Annotated in this window: 13 protein-coding genes; 6 read left to right on the plus strand and 7 right to left on the minus strand. The window is 62.1% G+C overall.

The window, feature by feature from the left end; genetic code table 11:
* Positions 1-132 precede the first annotated feature (132 nt).
* Positions 133-687, plus strand: coding sequence for an N-acetyltransferase (locus H6851_02155; GenBank protein MCB9942416.1), 555 nt, complete (start codon positions 133-135; stop codon positions 685-687).
* 6 nt (positions 688-693) lie between these two features.
* Here the strand turns inward: H6851_02155 and H6851_02160 are convergent, their stop codons facing one another.
* From H6851_02160 to miaA, 6 genes are all read right to left on the minus strand, one after another.
* Positions 694-2,925: a fused MFS/spermidine synthase gene (locus tag H6851_02160; GenBank protein ID MCB9942417.1), complete on the minus strand. Its 2,232-nt coding sequence runs from the start codon at positions 2,923-2,925 to the stop codon at positions 694-696.
* Between the two features lie 199 nt (positions 2,926-3,124).
* Positions 3,125-3,712, minus strand: coding sequence for a J domain-containing protein (locus tag H6851_02165; protein ID MCB9942418.1), 588 nt, complete (start codon positions 3,710-3,712; stop codon positions 3,125-3,127).
* Positions 3,713-3,845: 133 nt separating this feature from the next.
* Positions 3,846-4,865 (minus strand): ketol-acid reductoisomerase, encoded by a 1,020-nt coding sequence (gene ilvC, locus H6851_02170; protein ID MCB9942419.1) that lies wholly within the window; start codon positions 4,863-4,865, stop codon positions 3,846-3,848.
* Between the two features lie 70 nt (positions 4,866-4,935).
* Positions 4,936-5,448 (minus strand): acetolactate synthase small subunit, encoded by a 513-nt coding sequence (gene ilvN / locus H6851_02175; GenBank protein MCB9942420.1) that lies wholly within the window; start codon positions 5,446-5,448, stop codon positions 4,936-4,938.
* Positions 5,449-5,500: 52 nt separating this feature from the next.
* Positions 5,501-7,252, minus strand: coding sequence for an acetolactate synthase 3 large subunit (locus tag H6851_02180; GenBank protein ID MCB9942421.1), 1,752 nt, complete (start codon positions 7,250-7,252; stop codon positions 5,501-5,503).
* 256 nt (positions 7,253-7,508) lie between these two features.
* Positions 7,509-8,474 (minus strand): tRNA (adenosine(37)-N6)-dimethylallyltransferase MiaA, encoded by a 966-nt coding sequence (gene miaA / locus H6851_02185; protein MCB9942422.1) that lies wholly within the window; start codon positions 8,472-8,474, stop codon positions 7,509-7,511.
* Here miaA and serB point away from each other — a divergent pair.
* The 5 genes from serB (at position 8,462) to H6851_02210 (ending at position 13,134) form a co-directional block, all read left to right on the plus strand.
* Positions 8,462-9,382, plus strand: coding sequence for a phosphoserine phosphatase SerB (serB, locus tag H6851_02190; protein MCB9942423.1), 921 nt, complete (start codon positions 8,462-8,464; stop codon positions 9,380-9,382). The two genes, miaA and serB, sit on opposite strands and share 13 nt — an antisense overlap.
* Positions 9,383-9,645: 263 nt before the next feature.
* Entirely contained in the window at positions 9,646-10,089 is a 444-nt protein-coding gene (locus H6851_02195) for a hypothetical protein (GenBank protein ID MCB9942424.1), read from the plus strand.
* A gap of 10 nt (positions 10,090-10,099) precedes the next feature.
* Positions 10,100-10,249 carry a hypothetical protein gene (locus tag H6851_02200; protein MCB9942425.1) on the plus strand — a complete coding sequence of 50 codons (150 nt, stop codon included), beginning with the start codon at positions 10,100-10,102 and terminating at the stop codon, positions 10,247-10,249.
* A gap of 13 nt (positions 10,250-10,262) precedes the next feature.
* Positions 10,263-12,092, plus strand: a complete 1,830-nt coding sequence (locus tag H6851_02205; GenBank protein MCB9942426.1) for a carbamoyltransferase — start codon at positions 10,263-10,265, stop codon at positions 12,090-12,092.
* 22 nt (positions 12,093-12,114) lie between these two features.
* Complete coding sequence (locus tag H6851_02210; protein ID MCB9942427.1) at positions 12,115-13,134, plus strand: hypothetical protein; 1,020 nt, start codon at positions 12,115-12,117, stop codon at positions 13,132-13,134.
* Positions 13,135-13,153: 19 nt separating this feature from the next.
* On the opposite strand, the gene H6851_02215 is transcribed toward H6851_02210, so the two are convergent.
* Entirely contained in the window at positions 13,154-14,473 is a 1,320-nt protein-coding gene (locus H6851_02215) for a TRAP transporter large permease subunit (GenBank protein MCB9942428.1), read from the minus strand.
* Positions 14,474-14,526: the final 53 nt, after the last annotated feature.

Below are 14,526 nucleotides of genomic sequence, written 5' to 3' on the forward strand. Positions count from 1 at the left end.
TTGGGATCTGTTAAGCAATGCGACGACGATGTGATCGAGGAAGCTCCTGCCGCTGATGCGGACCGGATTTGACCGGCCCGGCAGTGGCCCGTCGATATTCCGTATGAAGCTTGCCTGAAGGACATCGCTCCATTGGTTCAGATTCGTCATGAGCTCGCCACCGATCTGTCTTCGGTCGAAGAGTTGCTGGACATTGCATTCGGCACTGGCCGGCATTCGAAGACGTCCTATCGCTACCGCGACGGCATCGACCCGATTGCCGGACTGTCACGGATTGCCGAAGACACGGACGGCGCGCTGATCGGCACGATCCGCTACTGGCCGATCGACCTCTCCGGTCACGGTCCTGCACTGCTGTTGGGCCCGCTCGCCATCCGCCCGGACCACCACGGCCGGGGCATAGGGCGTGCGCTGGTATTCAGCACACTCGCGGATGCCGAAGCCATGGGACATGAAATCGTTTTCCTGGTCGGCGATCCTGCCTATTACAGCCGCTTTGCCTTTGCCCTCGCCCCTGCCCGCATCGTCATGCCGGGAGAGCGGCCCGAACGGCTGCAATACCGCCTTCTGGGCGAGGGCCGACTGCCGGATGCGGCCTCCACGATCCTGCGCGCGAGGTGTCTTCGAGACAAGGTGGCCGCTGTGAAGCCGCCCGAACCCGCCTTTGCAGTCCGCTCTCGGGGCTGACGCGGATCAACCCGGGCTGTCATTGTCCTCCGTCCTGCCGAACATGCGCTGCGTATCGAAGGTCGGGAATTTCCCCCATCGAAGATAAGGGATGATGTTGGCATAATCGTCGGTCCACAGACGCTGGCCGGGCGCTGCATCTAGCGGCTGCCACGACTTGCCCAGTTTCAGCCGGTCAATGACCGCGCGGCTCCTTGCCAGCACCACCCACTGCGAGGAGCTGTGCAACCAGTCCCGACCGCCCGTATTGTCCCATAGAACGGAGCCGACAAGCCCGACCGATGCTGCGATATTGCTCACTGCAGGACGAAGATTGATGGTGCGGTTGGAGATATGGACCATCAGAACTCCATCGTCGCTCAACCTGGAGCGATAGAGCCCGAAGGCTTCCCTCGTCATCAGGTGGAGCGGGATGACATCGGAGGTGAAGGCATCAAGGATCAGCAGGTCAATCTTGCCTTCTTGGGCCTGCCGAAGTTCCAGTCGGCCGTCACCGATGCGAATGCGGGCATCCGGCGCACACCGGCTCAGGAAGCTGAAATAGCCGCTGTCGCGCGCAATGCTCACGACAGTCGGATCGATCTCGACAAACGTCCAGGGACCGGCCTCGGGCGCAAACCGGTAACAGGCCACCGAGCCGGCGCCAAGCCCGACGACCCAGCGTTCGACATGCCCGGTCCGCTTGACCATGGCTCGCATGACGTCTCCTAGCGGGCCATCCGGGTGATAGTAGGAAAGCGGTGTTGTCGCGAGTGCCGGATCGAGCGCTTCCACGCCATGCATCGTGGTGCCGTGGATCAGTTTGTTGACGATCTGTCCCGGCTTTTCCGAAGTCTGGTCCACGGTGTAGATACCGAAGAAACTCCGCTCGCGCAGCAGGACCTCTGGAGATCCGGCCCACCACAGGCCGAAAATGGAGCTCATGAAGATGGTTGCCAGACCGCGCGGAGCGTTCTTGAGGATCGTGCCGAAAACCGGCACCAGCACGAGGAAAAGCGGAAGCCATGAGAAATCGGGGTCGAGCCTGTTCAGCACAGGCTCCAGCAGGATCAGGATGGCTCCGCCTGCCAGATACAGCCACCAGCGCCGGTCCATCGACGGCGACATCGCCGGCAGGCTGCACAGACTTGCTGCGATCAACAGCGGCAACTCGTATTGACGCGAGAAGATCAGGGGAGCGATCAGGGTCGAGAACGTGCCGCCAGCGACGCCTCCTGTTGCCATTACCAGGTAGAAAAGCGTCAGGTGTTGTGCATCTGGCCGCAACGAAGCCAGACGCTGATGACATGCAAGCGCAAGGACGAACAGGAGCGCCAGGGCAACGACAAGTTCAAAGAGCCAGTTCAACGGCAGGCCGAAGGCGACAATTGCCAGCATGACCGGAATCGGCACGAGGAAGCGCAGGACGAAGTCGGCACGAAATATCGGCGATCTGGCAAACGCGATGATGAAGGTGAGCAGATAGAGGGTCAACGGGATCACCCACACCATCGGCGCCGAAACGATATCGGTGGTGATGTGGAGGGTCGTGGCATGGAGCAGTCCGGAGGGCAGTGCGGCCAGCAACAGCCAGGAGACGATGCCCGAAGCCCCGACGGCACCGTCGGGCATCCCGTGACGGGACACCGCAGTCTGGCCGGCGGGGCGCTCGTGACGCAGCGCCTGAATACCGCATGCTACCACGAGGGCACATAACGCCAGATAGATGACGGTCCACAGAACCGCCTGATGACGCAGTCCGATCAGTGGTTCGACAATGAATGGATAACCCAGGAGAGCCAGAATCGAGCCCGCATTGCTGGATGCGTACAGGAAGTAGGGATCGGCGGCATTCTCGTCATCGGTCTGCGAGAACCAGCGTTGGAGGAAGGGGGCGGACGCCGAGACGATGACGAAAGGCAACCCCACCGAGACCAGCATCAAACCCAGCAACCGCGCCGGCACCCACCCGGTGTCGGCGAAGGGATTGAGTTCGGGACGGGGCAGGATCGGTAACGCCAATAGTCCCAGAAGCAGTACCGTGCTGTGGACGATCAACTGGCGCCGGAGGGTCCAGCGCGCCGCCAGCAAATGCGCATAGAGATAGCCGGCCAGCAGTGCAGTCTGGAAGAACAGCATGGCCGTTGTCCATACCGCGGGACTTCCGCCATAAATCGGCAGGACCATTCGTGAGAACATAGGCTGAATGAGAAAGACGGCTACAGCACTGGTGAACAACGTGACGGCAAATATCTTCAACGGTCACCTCAACAGGTCCGACATACCCACGTAAAAGATGATCGACAAATGTCAAATTCATCTATTGGTTGAATATACCTATGCTCTTGCCTTCCGGTTTTGGCAAGAGTTCTGCGGTTGTGGAAATGGAGAAATTGGGAAAGAGCGACCGGCTGGATAAACCTCGCTCGTCACACGACCCGTCCAATCCGGTCCCCGATCAGAGATCGCGCAGGTATTGATAGGCCTCGATGATCGCGCGCAGACGCTCGCCAGCTCTCGCGTCGCCGGGATTGAGATCGGGATGGTTGGCCTTGGCCAGTACCTTGTACCGTCTCTTGAGTTCATCCTCGCTGAAGCCCTCGCGCAGGCCCAGCCGCGACATCATGTCCATGGTCGTGCGATCGGGCTGCTGTGCTGCCTGCCAGGCGGCCTGCTCCCGGGACTGCTGTCTCGTGCCCGGCTCCCTGAACAGATCGAACGGATCGTGGAAGATGTCGTTGAAGCTGCCCGATGCAAACGGCCAGCTCGGTCGATGCCATGTGGTATCCGCCCGCCGATGTTCCTCGACCTCTTCGTCACTCATCCCCTCGAAGTAATTCCACTTCAGATTATATTCCCGGACGTGGTCAAGACACAGGAGCATGAAGTCGCGAAGCTGGTCGCGGGTCCGGGGAGCGCGGAACTCGCCCGTCTCCTCACAGCCGGGCCAGTCGCAGCAATGCCGGGCCGTCTTGGACCCGGTTTCCTCAAGACGCAGGGCTTCGAGGCGCTCATGGAGGCGCGGACGGGCGTTTCGCGTAGTCATGGGCGGGAATATGCAATGCAGGGAGAGACGTTACAAGGCACGGAAACGCCGATCATGAACATGAACGCGAACCGCCCGGCACAGGCCTGTGCCGGGCGGTCGCTCGCAGCAGGAAAGCCGTCGCGGCGAAAGATCAGTCCTTCGTGCCGGCAACGAGCTTGTTCTGGCCGATCCACGGCATCATGCCACGCAGTTTCTTGCCGACCTCCTCAAGCGGGTGCTCGGCATGGCGGGCACGAATGGCCTTGAACGACGCCTGGCCGGCCTTGTTCTCCAGCACCCAGTCGCGAGCAAAACGGCCTTCCTGGATGTCCGCCAGCACCCGCTTCATCTCCGCCTTGGTCTCGGGCGTGATGATCCGCGGACCGGTCATGTAGTCACCATACTCGGCCGTGTTGGAGATCGAGTAGCGCATGTCGGCGAGCCCGCCTTCATAGATGAGATCGACGATCAGCTTCACTTCGTGAACGGTCTCGAAATAGGCCATTTCCGGCGCGTAGCCCGCCTCGGTCAGCGTCTCGAACCCTGCCTGGATCAGCGCGCAGAGGCCACCGCAGAGCACCACCTGCTCGCCGAAGAGATCGGTCTCGACCTCCTCCTTGAATGTCGTCTCGATGATGCCTGCCCGCGCGCCGCCGATGGCCGCGCCATAGGAAAGGCCGATATCGTGCGCATTGCCGGTGGCATCCTGATGGATAGCCAGCAGTGACGGCACGCCCGCTCCCTTCTGATACTCGGCACGGACAAGATGGCCCGGCCCCTTCGGTGCGATCATCAGCACGTCGAGATCGGAACGCGGCTCGATCAGGCGGAAGTGGATGTTGAGGCCATGGGCGAACATGAGGGCAGCGCCTTCCTTCATGTTCGGCTCAAGGTCTTCCTTGTAGATATCGGCCTGAAGCTCGTCCGGGGTCAGTACCATGACCACATCAGCCCACTTCGCCGCTTCGGCCGGGGTCATGACCTTGAGGCCGGCACGCTCAGCCTTGGCGCGGCTGGGGCTGCCCTCGCGCAGGCCGACCACAACCTCGGAAACGCCGGAGTCCTTCATGTTGTTGGAGTGGCCGAAGCCCTGGCTTCCATAGCCGATGACGGCGACCTTCTTCGACTTGATCAGGTTGAGGTCGGCATCGGCCTCGTAATAGACGCGCATCTTCGCTCCCATACGCTTTTGCTGTTCGGTATCGGGGACCCGCGCCCATGCGGGCCTCCCGGACAGTCGGTCAGTCTCCCCGGGGTTCCAGGATCCCCGCCCCGCGGCCGATGGCGACGACACCGGCGCGGCTCACCTCGGCGGGCTGAATCATGTTGATGAACGCATCGAGATCTTCGCTCGTGCCCGTCGCCTCGAAAATGAAGGATTCGACCGTGCGCTCGACCAGCCGCGCACCCATGAAGTCCGCGATGCGCAACGCGTCGATCAGTCGGTCGCGGTTGCCGAACACCTTGACGAGCGCGAGTTCGCGCTCGACGGGATGCCCTTCGATGGTCAGGTCACGGACCTGGTGCACAGGAACACACTTGTCCAGCAGAGCCTTGATCTGCTCGATCACGAACTCGGTGCCGGTGGTGACGATGTTGATGCGCGAGAGGGACCGGCCATGGTCGACCTCGGCCACGGTCAGGCTTTCAATATTGTAGCCCCGACCCGAAAACAGGCCGATGACGCGGGCAAGGACACCCGGCTCGTTGTCGACGAGAACGACAATCGTATGGCGTCGCTCGAATTCACTCATGATCTTCTTCTTACTCGGATTGGAGGTGATGACAGCTGGCGGCCCGCTTGTGTCAGACCAGTACCATTCCCGACTCCGAGATCGGTTCATGAGCTCCATTTTCCTCGGGACTCATCCGGATCTCATTATGCGCTGCACCACCCGGGATCATCGGATAGACGTTCTCCTTGCGGTCAACGATGACATCCGCGATCACCGGCTTCCTGATCTTGATCATTTCCCTGATCAGATCGTCGACATCGCCGGGCTTTTCCGCACGCAGGCCCACCGCACCGAAAGCCTCCGCGAGCTTCACGAAATCGGGCAGGCTCTCCATGTAGCTCTCGGCATGGCGGTTGCCATGGAAGAAATCCTGCCACTGGCGAACCATGCCCATGTAGGCATTGTTCAGTATGAACGACTTCACCGGCAGGCCATGTTGCATGCAGGTTGACATTTCCTGCATGTTCATCATCCACGACGACTCGCCCGCGATGTCGACGACCAGGGCATCGGGATGCGCGAGTTGCACGCCCATGGCCGAGGGGAAGCCATAGCCCATGGTGCCAAGTCCGCCGGAAGTCATCCAGCGGTTCGGCCGGTCAAACTTGAAGTGCTGCGCCGCCCACATCTGGTGCTGTCCCACCTCGGTGGTGATGTAGACGTCCTGATCGCGAGTGAGTTCGTAAAGCCGCTGGATTGCATATTGCGGCTTGATCGCCCCATTCATGTCCTGACAGAAGCGCAGCGAGTCACGCTTGCGCCATTCGTCGATCTGTCCCCACCAGCTTGCGATACGCGCAGGTTCATGGCTGTTCGACCGCCGCCGCCAAGCTGCCAGCAGGGCCTCCAGCGAACGCATCGCGTCACCAACGATCGAGATGTCGACCGCCACGTTCTTGTTGATCGACGAGGGGTCGATATCGACATGGATCTTGGTCGAAAGCGGTGAGAAACCGTCGATCCGGCCGGTCACACGATCATCGAACCGGGCACCGATATTGAGCATGACGTCGCAGCCATGCATGGCCATGTTGGCCTCATAGGTACCATGCATGCCAAGCATGCCGACGAACTGCCTGTCCGTGGCCGGAAAGCCCCCGAGCCCCATCAGGGTCAGGGTGACAGGATAGCCGGTCTCGCGAACGAACGCCGTGAGCAGTTCGGACGCCTTCGGCCCGGCATTGATGATGCCGCCACCGGCATAGATGATCGGCCGCTCTGCCTTGATCAGCGCATCGACAGCCCTTTCGATGGCATTCTGATCCGGCTCGACCCGGGGATTGTAGGTACGGCGATGGACCTTGTCTCTGCTGACATAGGGCGCCTCGCCCATCTGGATGTCCTTGGGCAGGTCGATCACGACCGGCCCCGGACGGCCGGAACGGGCGATCTGGAATGCCTCATGGACGACACGGGCAAGATCCCCCGGCTTCTTCACCAGGTAATTGTGCTTGGTGCACGGCCGCGTGATGCCCACCGTATCGGCTTCCTGAAAGGCATCGTTGCCGATCATGTGGGTCGGTACCTGTCCGGTCAGGCAGACGATCGGAATGGAGTCCATGAGAGCATCGGCGAGACCGGTGACCGTGTTGGTCGCGCCCGGCCCCGACGTGACCAGCACGCAACCGACCTTACCGGTACTGCGGGCATAGCCCTCGGCGGCATGGACCGCCGCCTGCTCGTGGCGGACGAGAATGTGGCGGATCTTGTCCTGCTGGAAAATCGCGTCATAGATCGGTAGTACGGCTCCTCCGGGGTAGCCGAATATGATTTCCACGCCTTGCTCGGCCAGGGCCGTGAGCACCACCTGCGAACCCGTCATCGACGGGGTGTCGACGGTTTTGGGCTCGGTCTTGTCGGCGGTCATTCTAGGTGCTCCAAAGCTGGGTTATTCGGGATTCCTTCTCACGTTCCAGCCTGGCCGTTGAATCCTGGGTATCGCATTCTGTCCTCATCCACAGGCTGAGACAGACCCTTGTTGCGGTGCGGCATTCCCCCGAGAAGGCCCCGCAACGTATACAGGAGACCTTGGTCGGTCAACACGAAGTGGGCGCATTCCCCGGCAGCCGGCAATCTTTTCAGGCAACACCACCATTTCCCGTCTTGTCCAGCCGCATCAGCACCTTATCGACCAGTCCCGGCGTGCCGCCAAATACTTCCATGACCACAAATTCCGGCATCTGGCGGCGAAACCACGTCGATTGCCGTTTGGCATACTGGCGGACACGGATCGAGGTCCGTCCGATCACCGCTTCGAGGTCCATGCGACCACCGACGAAGGCCGCAATTTCAGGAAGCCCGTGCGCCTTGCCGATCGGCAAGTCGAGCGCGTCCGGATAGGCTTCAAACAACGCCCGCGCCTCCTCGACGGCCCCGCCGGCGATCATGTTCCGCATCCGCCGTTCGATCAACCGGTGCAGAACGTCGCGAGGCGGCAGCAGAGCGATGCCGGCGATATTCACCGGATCGGTCGCGATGATGCGCACAGGGGCCTGCCGCTGCCATGCCGCCAGCGAACGGCCGCTCTGGCGGATCACCTCCAGCGCCCGCATCAGCCTCTGGGGATCGCCCGCATGCAGCCTCCGCGCCATGACCGGGTCCTCCGCCGCCAGTACCGCATGGAGCTCCGCCGGCGGGATGGCGCGCACCGCCGACCGCACCTCGCCGGCGATCTCCGGCATCCGTGACATGCCGTGCAGCAGAGCATGCATGTAGAGCCCGGTCCCCCCGACGAGGATGGGCAGGGCGCCACGGGCCTGAATGCCTGCGATGACCGGTGCGGCCAGTTCCAGCCAGCGCATCGCGTCGATCGGCTCGTCCGGCTCCAGAACGCCATAGAGGTGATGGACAGCCCTCGCCTCCTCGGCGGCATCGGGCCTCGCCGTCAGAATCGGTATGTGCCGGTAAAGCTGTACACTGTCGGCATTGACGATTTCCGCTATGACACCGCGCATGCGCAGGTGCCCGACCAGATCGATCGCCAGTGCCGACTTGCCGCTCGCGGTCGTTCCGCCCAGGACCAGCAACGATGATGACCAATCCACCAGCTTCCTCGATATCCGTTAGAGAACCCACCGCCATATGCCTCATACGGCCTTGCAGCGCAGAGCCTCTTTCGCATGAGCTTGTCAACAACGTTGCCCGGACCGCGCGCGGAAGGAGCCGCTGGCTGGCCGAGGGCATAGCAGCGGAAATCGTCACCGAAGCCATGACACCCCGAACTGCCCGCGACCTGTTCGGCCGCGATCTCGAAGCGCTGGGCATGGACGTCCTCGCCCTGCCGGCCAGACGCCGGCGCAAGAAACTGATCGTCGCCGACATGGACAGCACGCTGATCACGATCGAATGCATCGACGAACTCGCCGCATCCATCGGCATCAGGTCGGAGGTCGCTGCGATCACCGAGCGGGCCATGGCCGGCGCCCTCGACTTCGAGGCCGCCCTGACCAGCCGCGTGGCTCTGCTCGAAGGCGTCCCGCAGACGGCCATCGAAGAGGTGATCCGCGAGAAGTTGCGTCTGATGCCGGGCGCTCGCCGGCTCATGGCGACCATGCGCGCGCACGGGGCCACGACCGCGGTCGTCTCCGGCGGGTTCACCGCGTTCACCTCCCACGTGGCCCGGGTCCTCGGGCTGGACATCCAGCGCGCCAACAGCCTCGAGGTCCGTGACGGCCGGCTTACCGGACGCCTCGAAGGCCCCGTCGTCGGTCCGCGGGCGAAGCTCGACGTCTTGCGGGAACTGGCGGCCACCCATGGACTCTACCGGGAGGATACCATGGCCGTCGGCGACGGCGCCAACGACCGCGACATGATCGCCGAAGCCGGGCTTGGAATAGCCTACCGGGCCCGACCGGCCGTTCAGGCCGTGGCCGATCTCTGCGTCAATCATAGCGACCTCGAATCCCTGCTGTTCATCCAGGGATATAGCAAGGCGGAGATCTGCGAGGATTGATGCCCGTTCCGGGACAACCCGGTTCAGGGCCGGCCGGCGTGATATACATGGAACAACATGGACATCGGGCACGTTTTTGATCGTATCGAGATACTCTTGAATCGTTCCCGGCATAGGAGTAGATGTCGCCGCTTGATATTCTCAGGGACGACATTCTACCGAATTGGATCGGGAATGGTTGCGGGCATGACGGATCGTCGCGGACCGAGCGGTGATCAACCCGGTGACCGTCGGATTCGATCACTGCCAAGCAACCGGGGAAGATGATGTCCGCAACCCATGAAGCCTTGCGTGAACACGTCGAGGTCAAGAGTTCGTCCAACCGATCCTTCGGCCTCACCGTCGGCGGCATTCTCATTGTCCTGGGCCTGATTCGCGCGGCATTCTCCGATCATGGCCTCGATGTCTGGAGCATCCTCATCCTTGCCATTGGCGCGGCATTGCTCGCTGCCGCCCTGGTCGCACCCGACAGTCTCGCCGTCGCCAACCGCGCCTGGACGAAGCTCGGCCTGCTCATGGCCCGGATCATCAACCCGATCGTGCTCTTCGCGATCTTCGCGATCACCATCGTTCCCATCGGCCTGTTCATGCGGATGACCGGCAAGCGGCCGCTGGCGCTCAGCCCCGACCCGGAAGCCACCACCTACTGGATCGATCGCGGCAGGAGCGAGTCGTCGATGGCCGAAAGCCTGCGTAACCAATTCTGAGGTAAGATCTATGGATTTTCTCGCCGAGCTGTGGCGCTTCATGCGCGTCCGCAAGAAATTCTGGCTGCTGCCCATCCTCGTGGTCATGGGTGTGTTTGGCGGCCTGCTGGTCCTCACTCATGGAACAGCCGTCGCACCGTTCATCTACACCCTGTTCTAGGCGAAAGAGTTCCATGCATATTCTCGGCATTTCCGCCTTCTATCACGACAGTGCGGCAGCACTGGTGCGCGACGGCGAAATCGTTGCCGCGGCGCAAGAGGAACGTTTCACCCGGATCAAGCATGATTCCGCCTTCCCCACCCACGCGGCCGGCTATTGTCTCGAAGCCGCAGGCATCGACATGGGCGATGTCGATCATGTCGTCTTCTACGACAAGCCGTTCTTGAAGTTCGAACGGCTGCTGGAAACCTACCTGTCCTTCGTGCCGCAGGGCTTCACCTCCTTTCGCACCGCCATGCCGGTATGGGTGAAGGAAAAGCTCTTCCAGAAGAGCATGTTGAAGAAATTCATGGCGCAGCTCGCGGGAGCGGACAACTGGAACGGCAGCCTGCTGTTCACCGAACATCATCAAAGTCATGCGGCCAGCGCCTTCTTCCCCTCGCCCTTCGAGGAAGCGGCCATCCTGACGATGGACGGCGTTGGCGAATGGTGTACCACCAGCCTCGGCATCGGTCGCGACCGGCATGTCGAAATCACCCGCGAGATCCATTTCCCGCATTCGCTCGGGCTGCTCTATTCGGCCTTCACCTTCTACACCGGCTTCAAGGTCAATTCCGGCGAGTACAAGGTGATGGGCCTCGCTCCCTATGGCGAGCCACGTTTTGCCTCCACGATCCTCGAACACCTCGTCGACGTGAAGGAGGATGGCAGTTTCCGCCTCGACCAGCGTTATTTCGACTATTGTACGGGCCTGACCATGACCAACGGGGCCTTCGACCGGCTCATGGGCGGCCCGCCGCGCAAGGCCGATGAACCGCTGACCCAAAGGCATATGGATCTCGCCGCCTCCATCCAGGCGGTGACCGAGGAGGTCGTGTTGCGGCTGGCGCGCTCGATCCGCAAGGAAACCGGCCAGCGCCACCTGTGCCTTGCTGGCGGTGTCGCGCTCAACTGCGTTGCAAATGGCAAGATTCTCGCAGAAGGGATTTTCGACGATCTGTGGATCCAGCCGGCCGCCGGTGACGCCGGTGGTGCGCTCGGTGCCGCGCTCGCCGTCGCCCACGAGATGACCGACGCTCCCCGTCCCACCGGCCATGACCGCATGCGCGGCTCCTATCTCGGCCCCTCCTTCTCCAACGACGAGATTCGCGGCCGGCTGGAAAACGCGGGCGCACATGTCGAAATGCTCGACGATGCCGCCCTCATCGAGCGTACGGCCGAAGATCTGGCCCGGGGCCGGGCGATCGGCTGGATGCAGGGACGCATGGAATTCGGTCCGCGGGCGCTGGGCGGCCGCTCGATCATCGGGGACGCCCGTTCGCCCACCATGCAGAAACTGCTCAACCTCAAGGTCAAATATCGCGAGAGCTTCCGGCCGTTCGCTCCCTCCGTTCTGCGCGAGGATGTCGGCGACTGGTTCGAGCTGGATGCCGACAGCCCCTACATGCTGCTGGTTGCGGGCGTGAAGAAGGACCGGCGAAAGGCGATGACCGAGGAGGAACAGGCGCTGTTCGGCATCGACAAGCTCAACATCGCGCGCTCGGACATTCCCGCCGTGACCCATGTGGATTATTCGGCACGCATCCAGACCGTGCACGCCGACACCAATCCGCGCTACCATGCCCTCATCAGCCGCTTCAGGGAGCTCACGGGCTGCCCCGTGATCGTCAATACCTCGTTCAATGTCCGCGGCGAACCGATCGTGTGCACGCCCGAGGATGCGTTCCGCTGCTTCATGGGGACGGAGATCGAGCATCTCGCAGTCGGCAACTGCTACCTGTCCAAGCCCGAGCAGGACCCGTCGCTGAAGCTTGACTACTCCTCGGCGTTCGAACTCGACTGACAGCGGGTGGAATGAGATCGCGATGGGCCGCAAGGTTGCAACAGCCGCATTGGTGATCGTGGCGCTGGTGGCGAGCCTCGCCGTGGTGGAACTGGGCCTGCGGGCGATGGGACGGGTGCGCAATGTCGGCCCGAGCTTTACCGAATTCGATCCGGTCTACGGAAAGTGGCTGAAGCGAGATGCCACCATTCGTCGGACGACACCCGAATTCACCATGACACTGGTGACCAATGCGCAAGGGTTTCGCGGTCCCGATCTCCCGGAGAAGGTCTCGCGCAGTATCGTTTTCACCGGCGACAGTTTCACCATGGGTTATGGTGTGGATCAGGGACAGGACTTCCCCTCGCTGGTGCGCAAGGCGTTGATGGAGATCGACGGGGATCATACCCCAACGGTCATCAATACTGGCGTCGGGAATACCGGTAACGGGCGCACGCTTCGCTGGCTGCAACAGGATGCCGAACGCTACCATCCGGCACTGGTCGTCATTCAACTGACCGGGAATGATTTCGAGGACAACCTTGAAGAAGGAATGCTGTCACTTGGAGAAGATCGCCAGTTGCAGCAGCTCAGCCCCCACGACCCTGGAACCGCCCGCTCGGTACAGGCTGTGATCGACGATGTGCCGTTTCTGGCGGAACTGCACCTCGTCGGCTTCGCCCGCGAGGTGGTGCAAACCCTTCGCCAGTTCCGGGATATTGCCGACAATAGGAATATCCCGAATTCGAATAAATCCGCATCATCCGAAGATCCCGACAAGCTGACCTATGCCGCAGTGCGCGCAATCCTGTCACTATGCCACGAACGGGGATGGCCGGCGCTGGGCATGGCCGTCGACGTCGAGGAGCCCAGGCTGACACGCCTGCGGGCGCTGTTCGACGAGGACCGCACCGACCTGATCGTCATTCCGCTCAAGACTGCCCGGCCCGACCTGTACTACGTTCAGGACGGCCACTGGAACGAACAGGGACAGGCCTACGCAGCCGGACAGGTCCTCGACTGGCTTGCCGGCCATCCCGCCATCCTGCCTCCCCGGCCGTGACCGGGCAGGAGCTGCTCAGTCAGCCACCGGGTGTCTGGCGCATGTTGTCCGGCAGGAAGGTGGCAAGCTCCGGGAAGGCCACCAGCAGGGCGACCATCACCACCATGAGCAGGAAGAAAGGCAGGGCCGTCCGGGCAACATACGGGATCTGATGGCCGGTCATGCCCTGCATGACGAACAGGTTGAAGCCCACCGGCGGGGTGATCTGCGCCATCTCGACAACGACGACGATGAAGATGCCAAACCAGATCATGTCGATCCCGGCACCGCGAACCATGGGTTCGACGACTGCCATGGTCAGCACGACCGAGCTGATGCCGTCAAGGAAACACCCGATGACGATGTAGAACAGGGTGAGCGCCAGGATCAGCGCATGGGGCGACAGGTGCATGTCGGCGATCCATGCCGCCAGCGCCCGCGGAAGGCCGGTGAAGCCCATCGACAGCGACAGGAAGGATGCTCCCATGAGGATGAAGGCGATCATGCACGAGGTCTTGACCGCCCCCATGAGGCTCGTGCGGAAGCTGTTCCAGTCGAGCGACCCCTGGACCAGCGCCAGCACCAGCGCGCCGACCACGCCGAAACTCGCGGCCTCGGTGGCGGTGGCGAGACCGGTATAGATCGACCCCAGGACACTCATCACCAGCAGCACCACGGGAATGAGATAGCGGCTCTCCACCAGTTTTTCCCTGAAGCTGCGCCGGGGTTCCTCCTCCAGGGCGCTGACCTCCGCACGGTTGGTGAACGACCAGAAGGCGACATAGCCCATGAACAGGGCGGCCAGCGTCAAGCCGGGCAGGATGCCGGCGATGAACAGCTTGGAGATCGATTCGTTGATGGTCACGCCATAGACGATGAGCGTCAGCGACGGCGGGATCATGAGGCCCAGCGTGCCGGCTCCTGCGAGCGTCCCGATGATCAGGCGTTCGGGATAGTTGCGGCGGCGCAACTCGGGAATGGCCATCTTGCCGACCGTGGTCATGGTAGCGGCCGAACTGCCCGAGACCGCGGCAAAGATGGTGCATCCGACGATGTTGGTGTGCAGCAGCCGTCCGGGCAACCGCGCCATCCATGGGGAAAGTCCCCGGAACATGTCCTCCGACAATCGTGTACGGAACAGGATCTCGCCCATCCAGATGAACAGCGGCAGGGCCGTGAGCGACCACGAGGATGCCCCCGTCCAGATGGTGGTGATCATGGCATCGCCAGCGGGACGGCTGGTGAACAGTTCCATACCGACCAGGGCCACTCCCAACAGCGAAAGCGCCACCCATATGCCGGTCCCGAGGAAAAAGAACAGGGTGACCAGAAAGATGACGGTCAGATAGACCTGCTCCATGTTGCCTCCGGAGTTCCGCTATTGAGGGCCACGCCCCTTCCCGACAGAGATCC

The organism is Geminicoccaceae bacterium, from assembly GCA_020638465.1.
In the GTDB taxonomy this organism is placed as follows: Bacteria; Pseudomonadota; Alphaproteobacteria; order Geminicoccales; family Geminicoccaceae; genus JAGREO01.

What these genes read in the sequence shown, in the direction of transcription:
- H6851_02165 (MCB9942418.1), bottom strand. Translation starts at nt 3,712, where the DNA reads ATGACTACGCGAAACGCCCGTCCGCGCCTCCATGAGCGCCTCGAAGCC.
- ilvC (MCB9942419.1), bottom strand. Translation starts at nt 4,865, where the DNA reads ATGCGCGTCTATTACGAGGCCGATGCCGACCTCAACCTGATCAAGTCG.
- ilvN (MCB9942420.1), bottom strand. Translation starts at nt 5,448, where the DNA reads ATGAGTGAATTCGAGCGACGCCATACGATTGTCGTTCTCGTCGACAAC.
- H6851_02180 (MCB9942421.1), bottom strand. Translation starts at nt 7,252, where the DNA reads ATGACGGGTTCGCAGGTGGTGCTCACGGCCCTGGCCGAGCAAGGCGTG.
- serB (MCB9942423.1), top strand. Translation starts at nt 8,462, where the DNA reads ATGACCAATCCACCAGCTTCCTCGATATCCGTTAGAGAACCCACCGCC.
- H6851_02195 (MCB9942424.1), top strand. Translation starts at nt 9,646, where the DNA reads ATGATGTCCGCAACCCATGAAGCCTTGCGTGAACACGTCGAGGTCAAG.
- H6851_02200 (MCB9942425.1), top strand. Translation starts at nt 10,100, where the DNA reads ATGGATTTTCTCGCCGAGCTGTGGCGCTTCATGCGCGTCCGCAAGAAA.
- H6851_02205 (MCB9942426.1), top strand. Translation starts at nt 10,263, where the DNA reads ATGCATATTCTCGGCATTTCCGCCTTCTATCACGACAGTGCGGCAGCA.
- H6851_02210 (MCB9942427.1), top strand. Translation starts at nt 12,115, where the DNA reads ATGGGCCGCAAGGTTGCAACAGCCGCATTGGTGATCGTGGCGCTGGTG.
- H6851_02215 (MCB9942428.1), bottom strand. Translation starts at nt 14,473, where the DNA reads ATGGAGCAGGTCTATCTGACCGTCATCTTTCTGGTCACCCTGTTCTTT.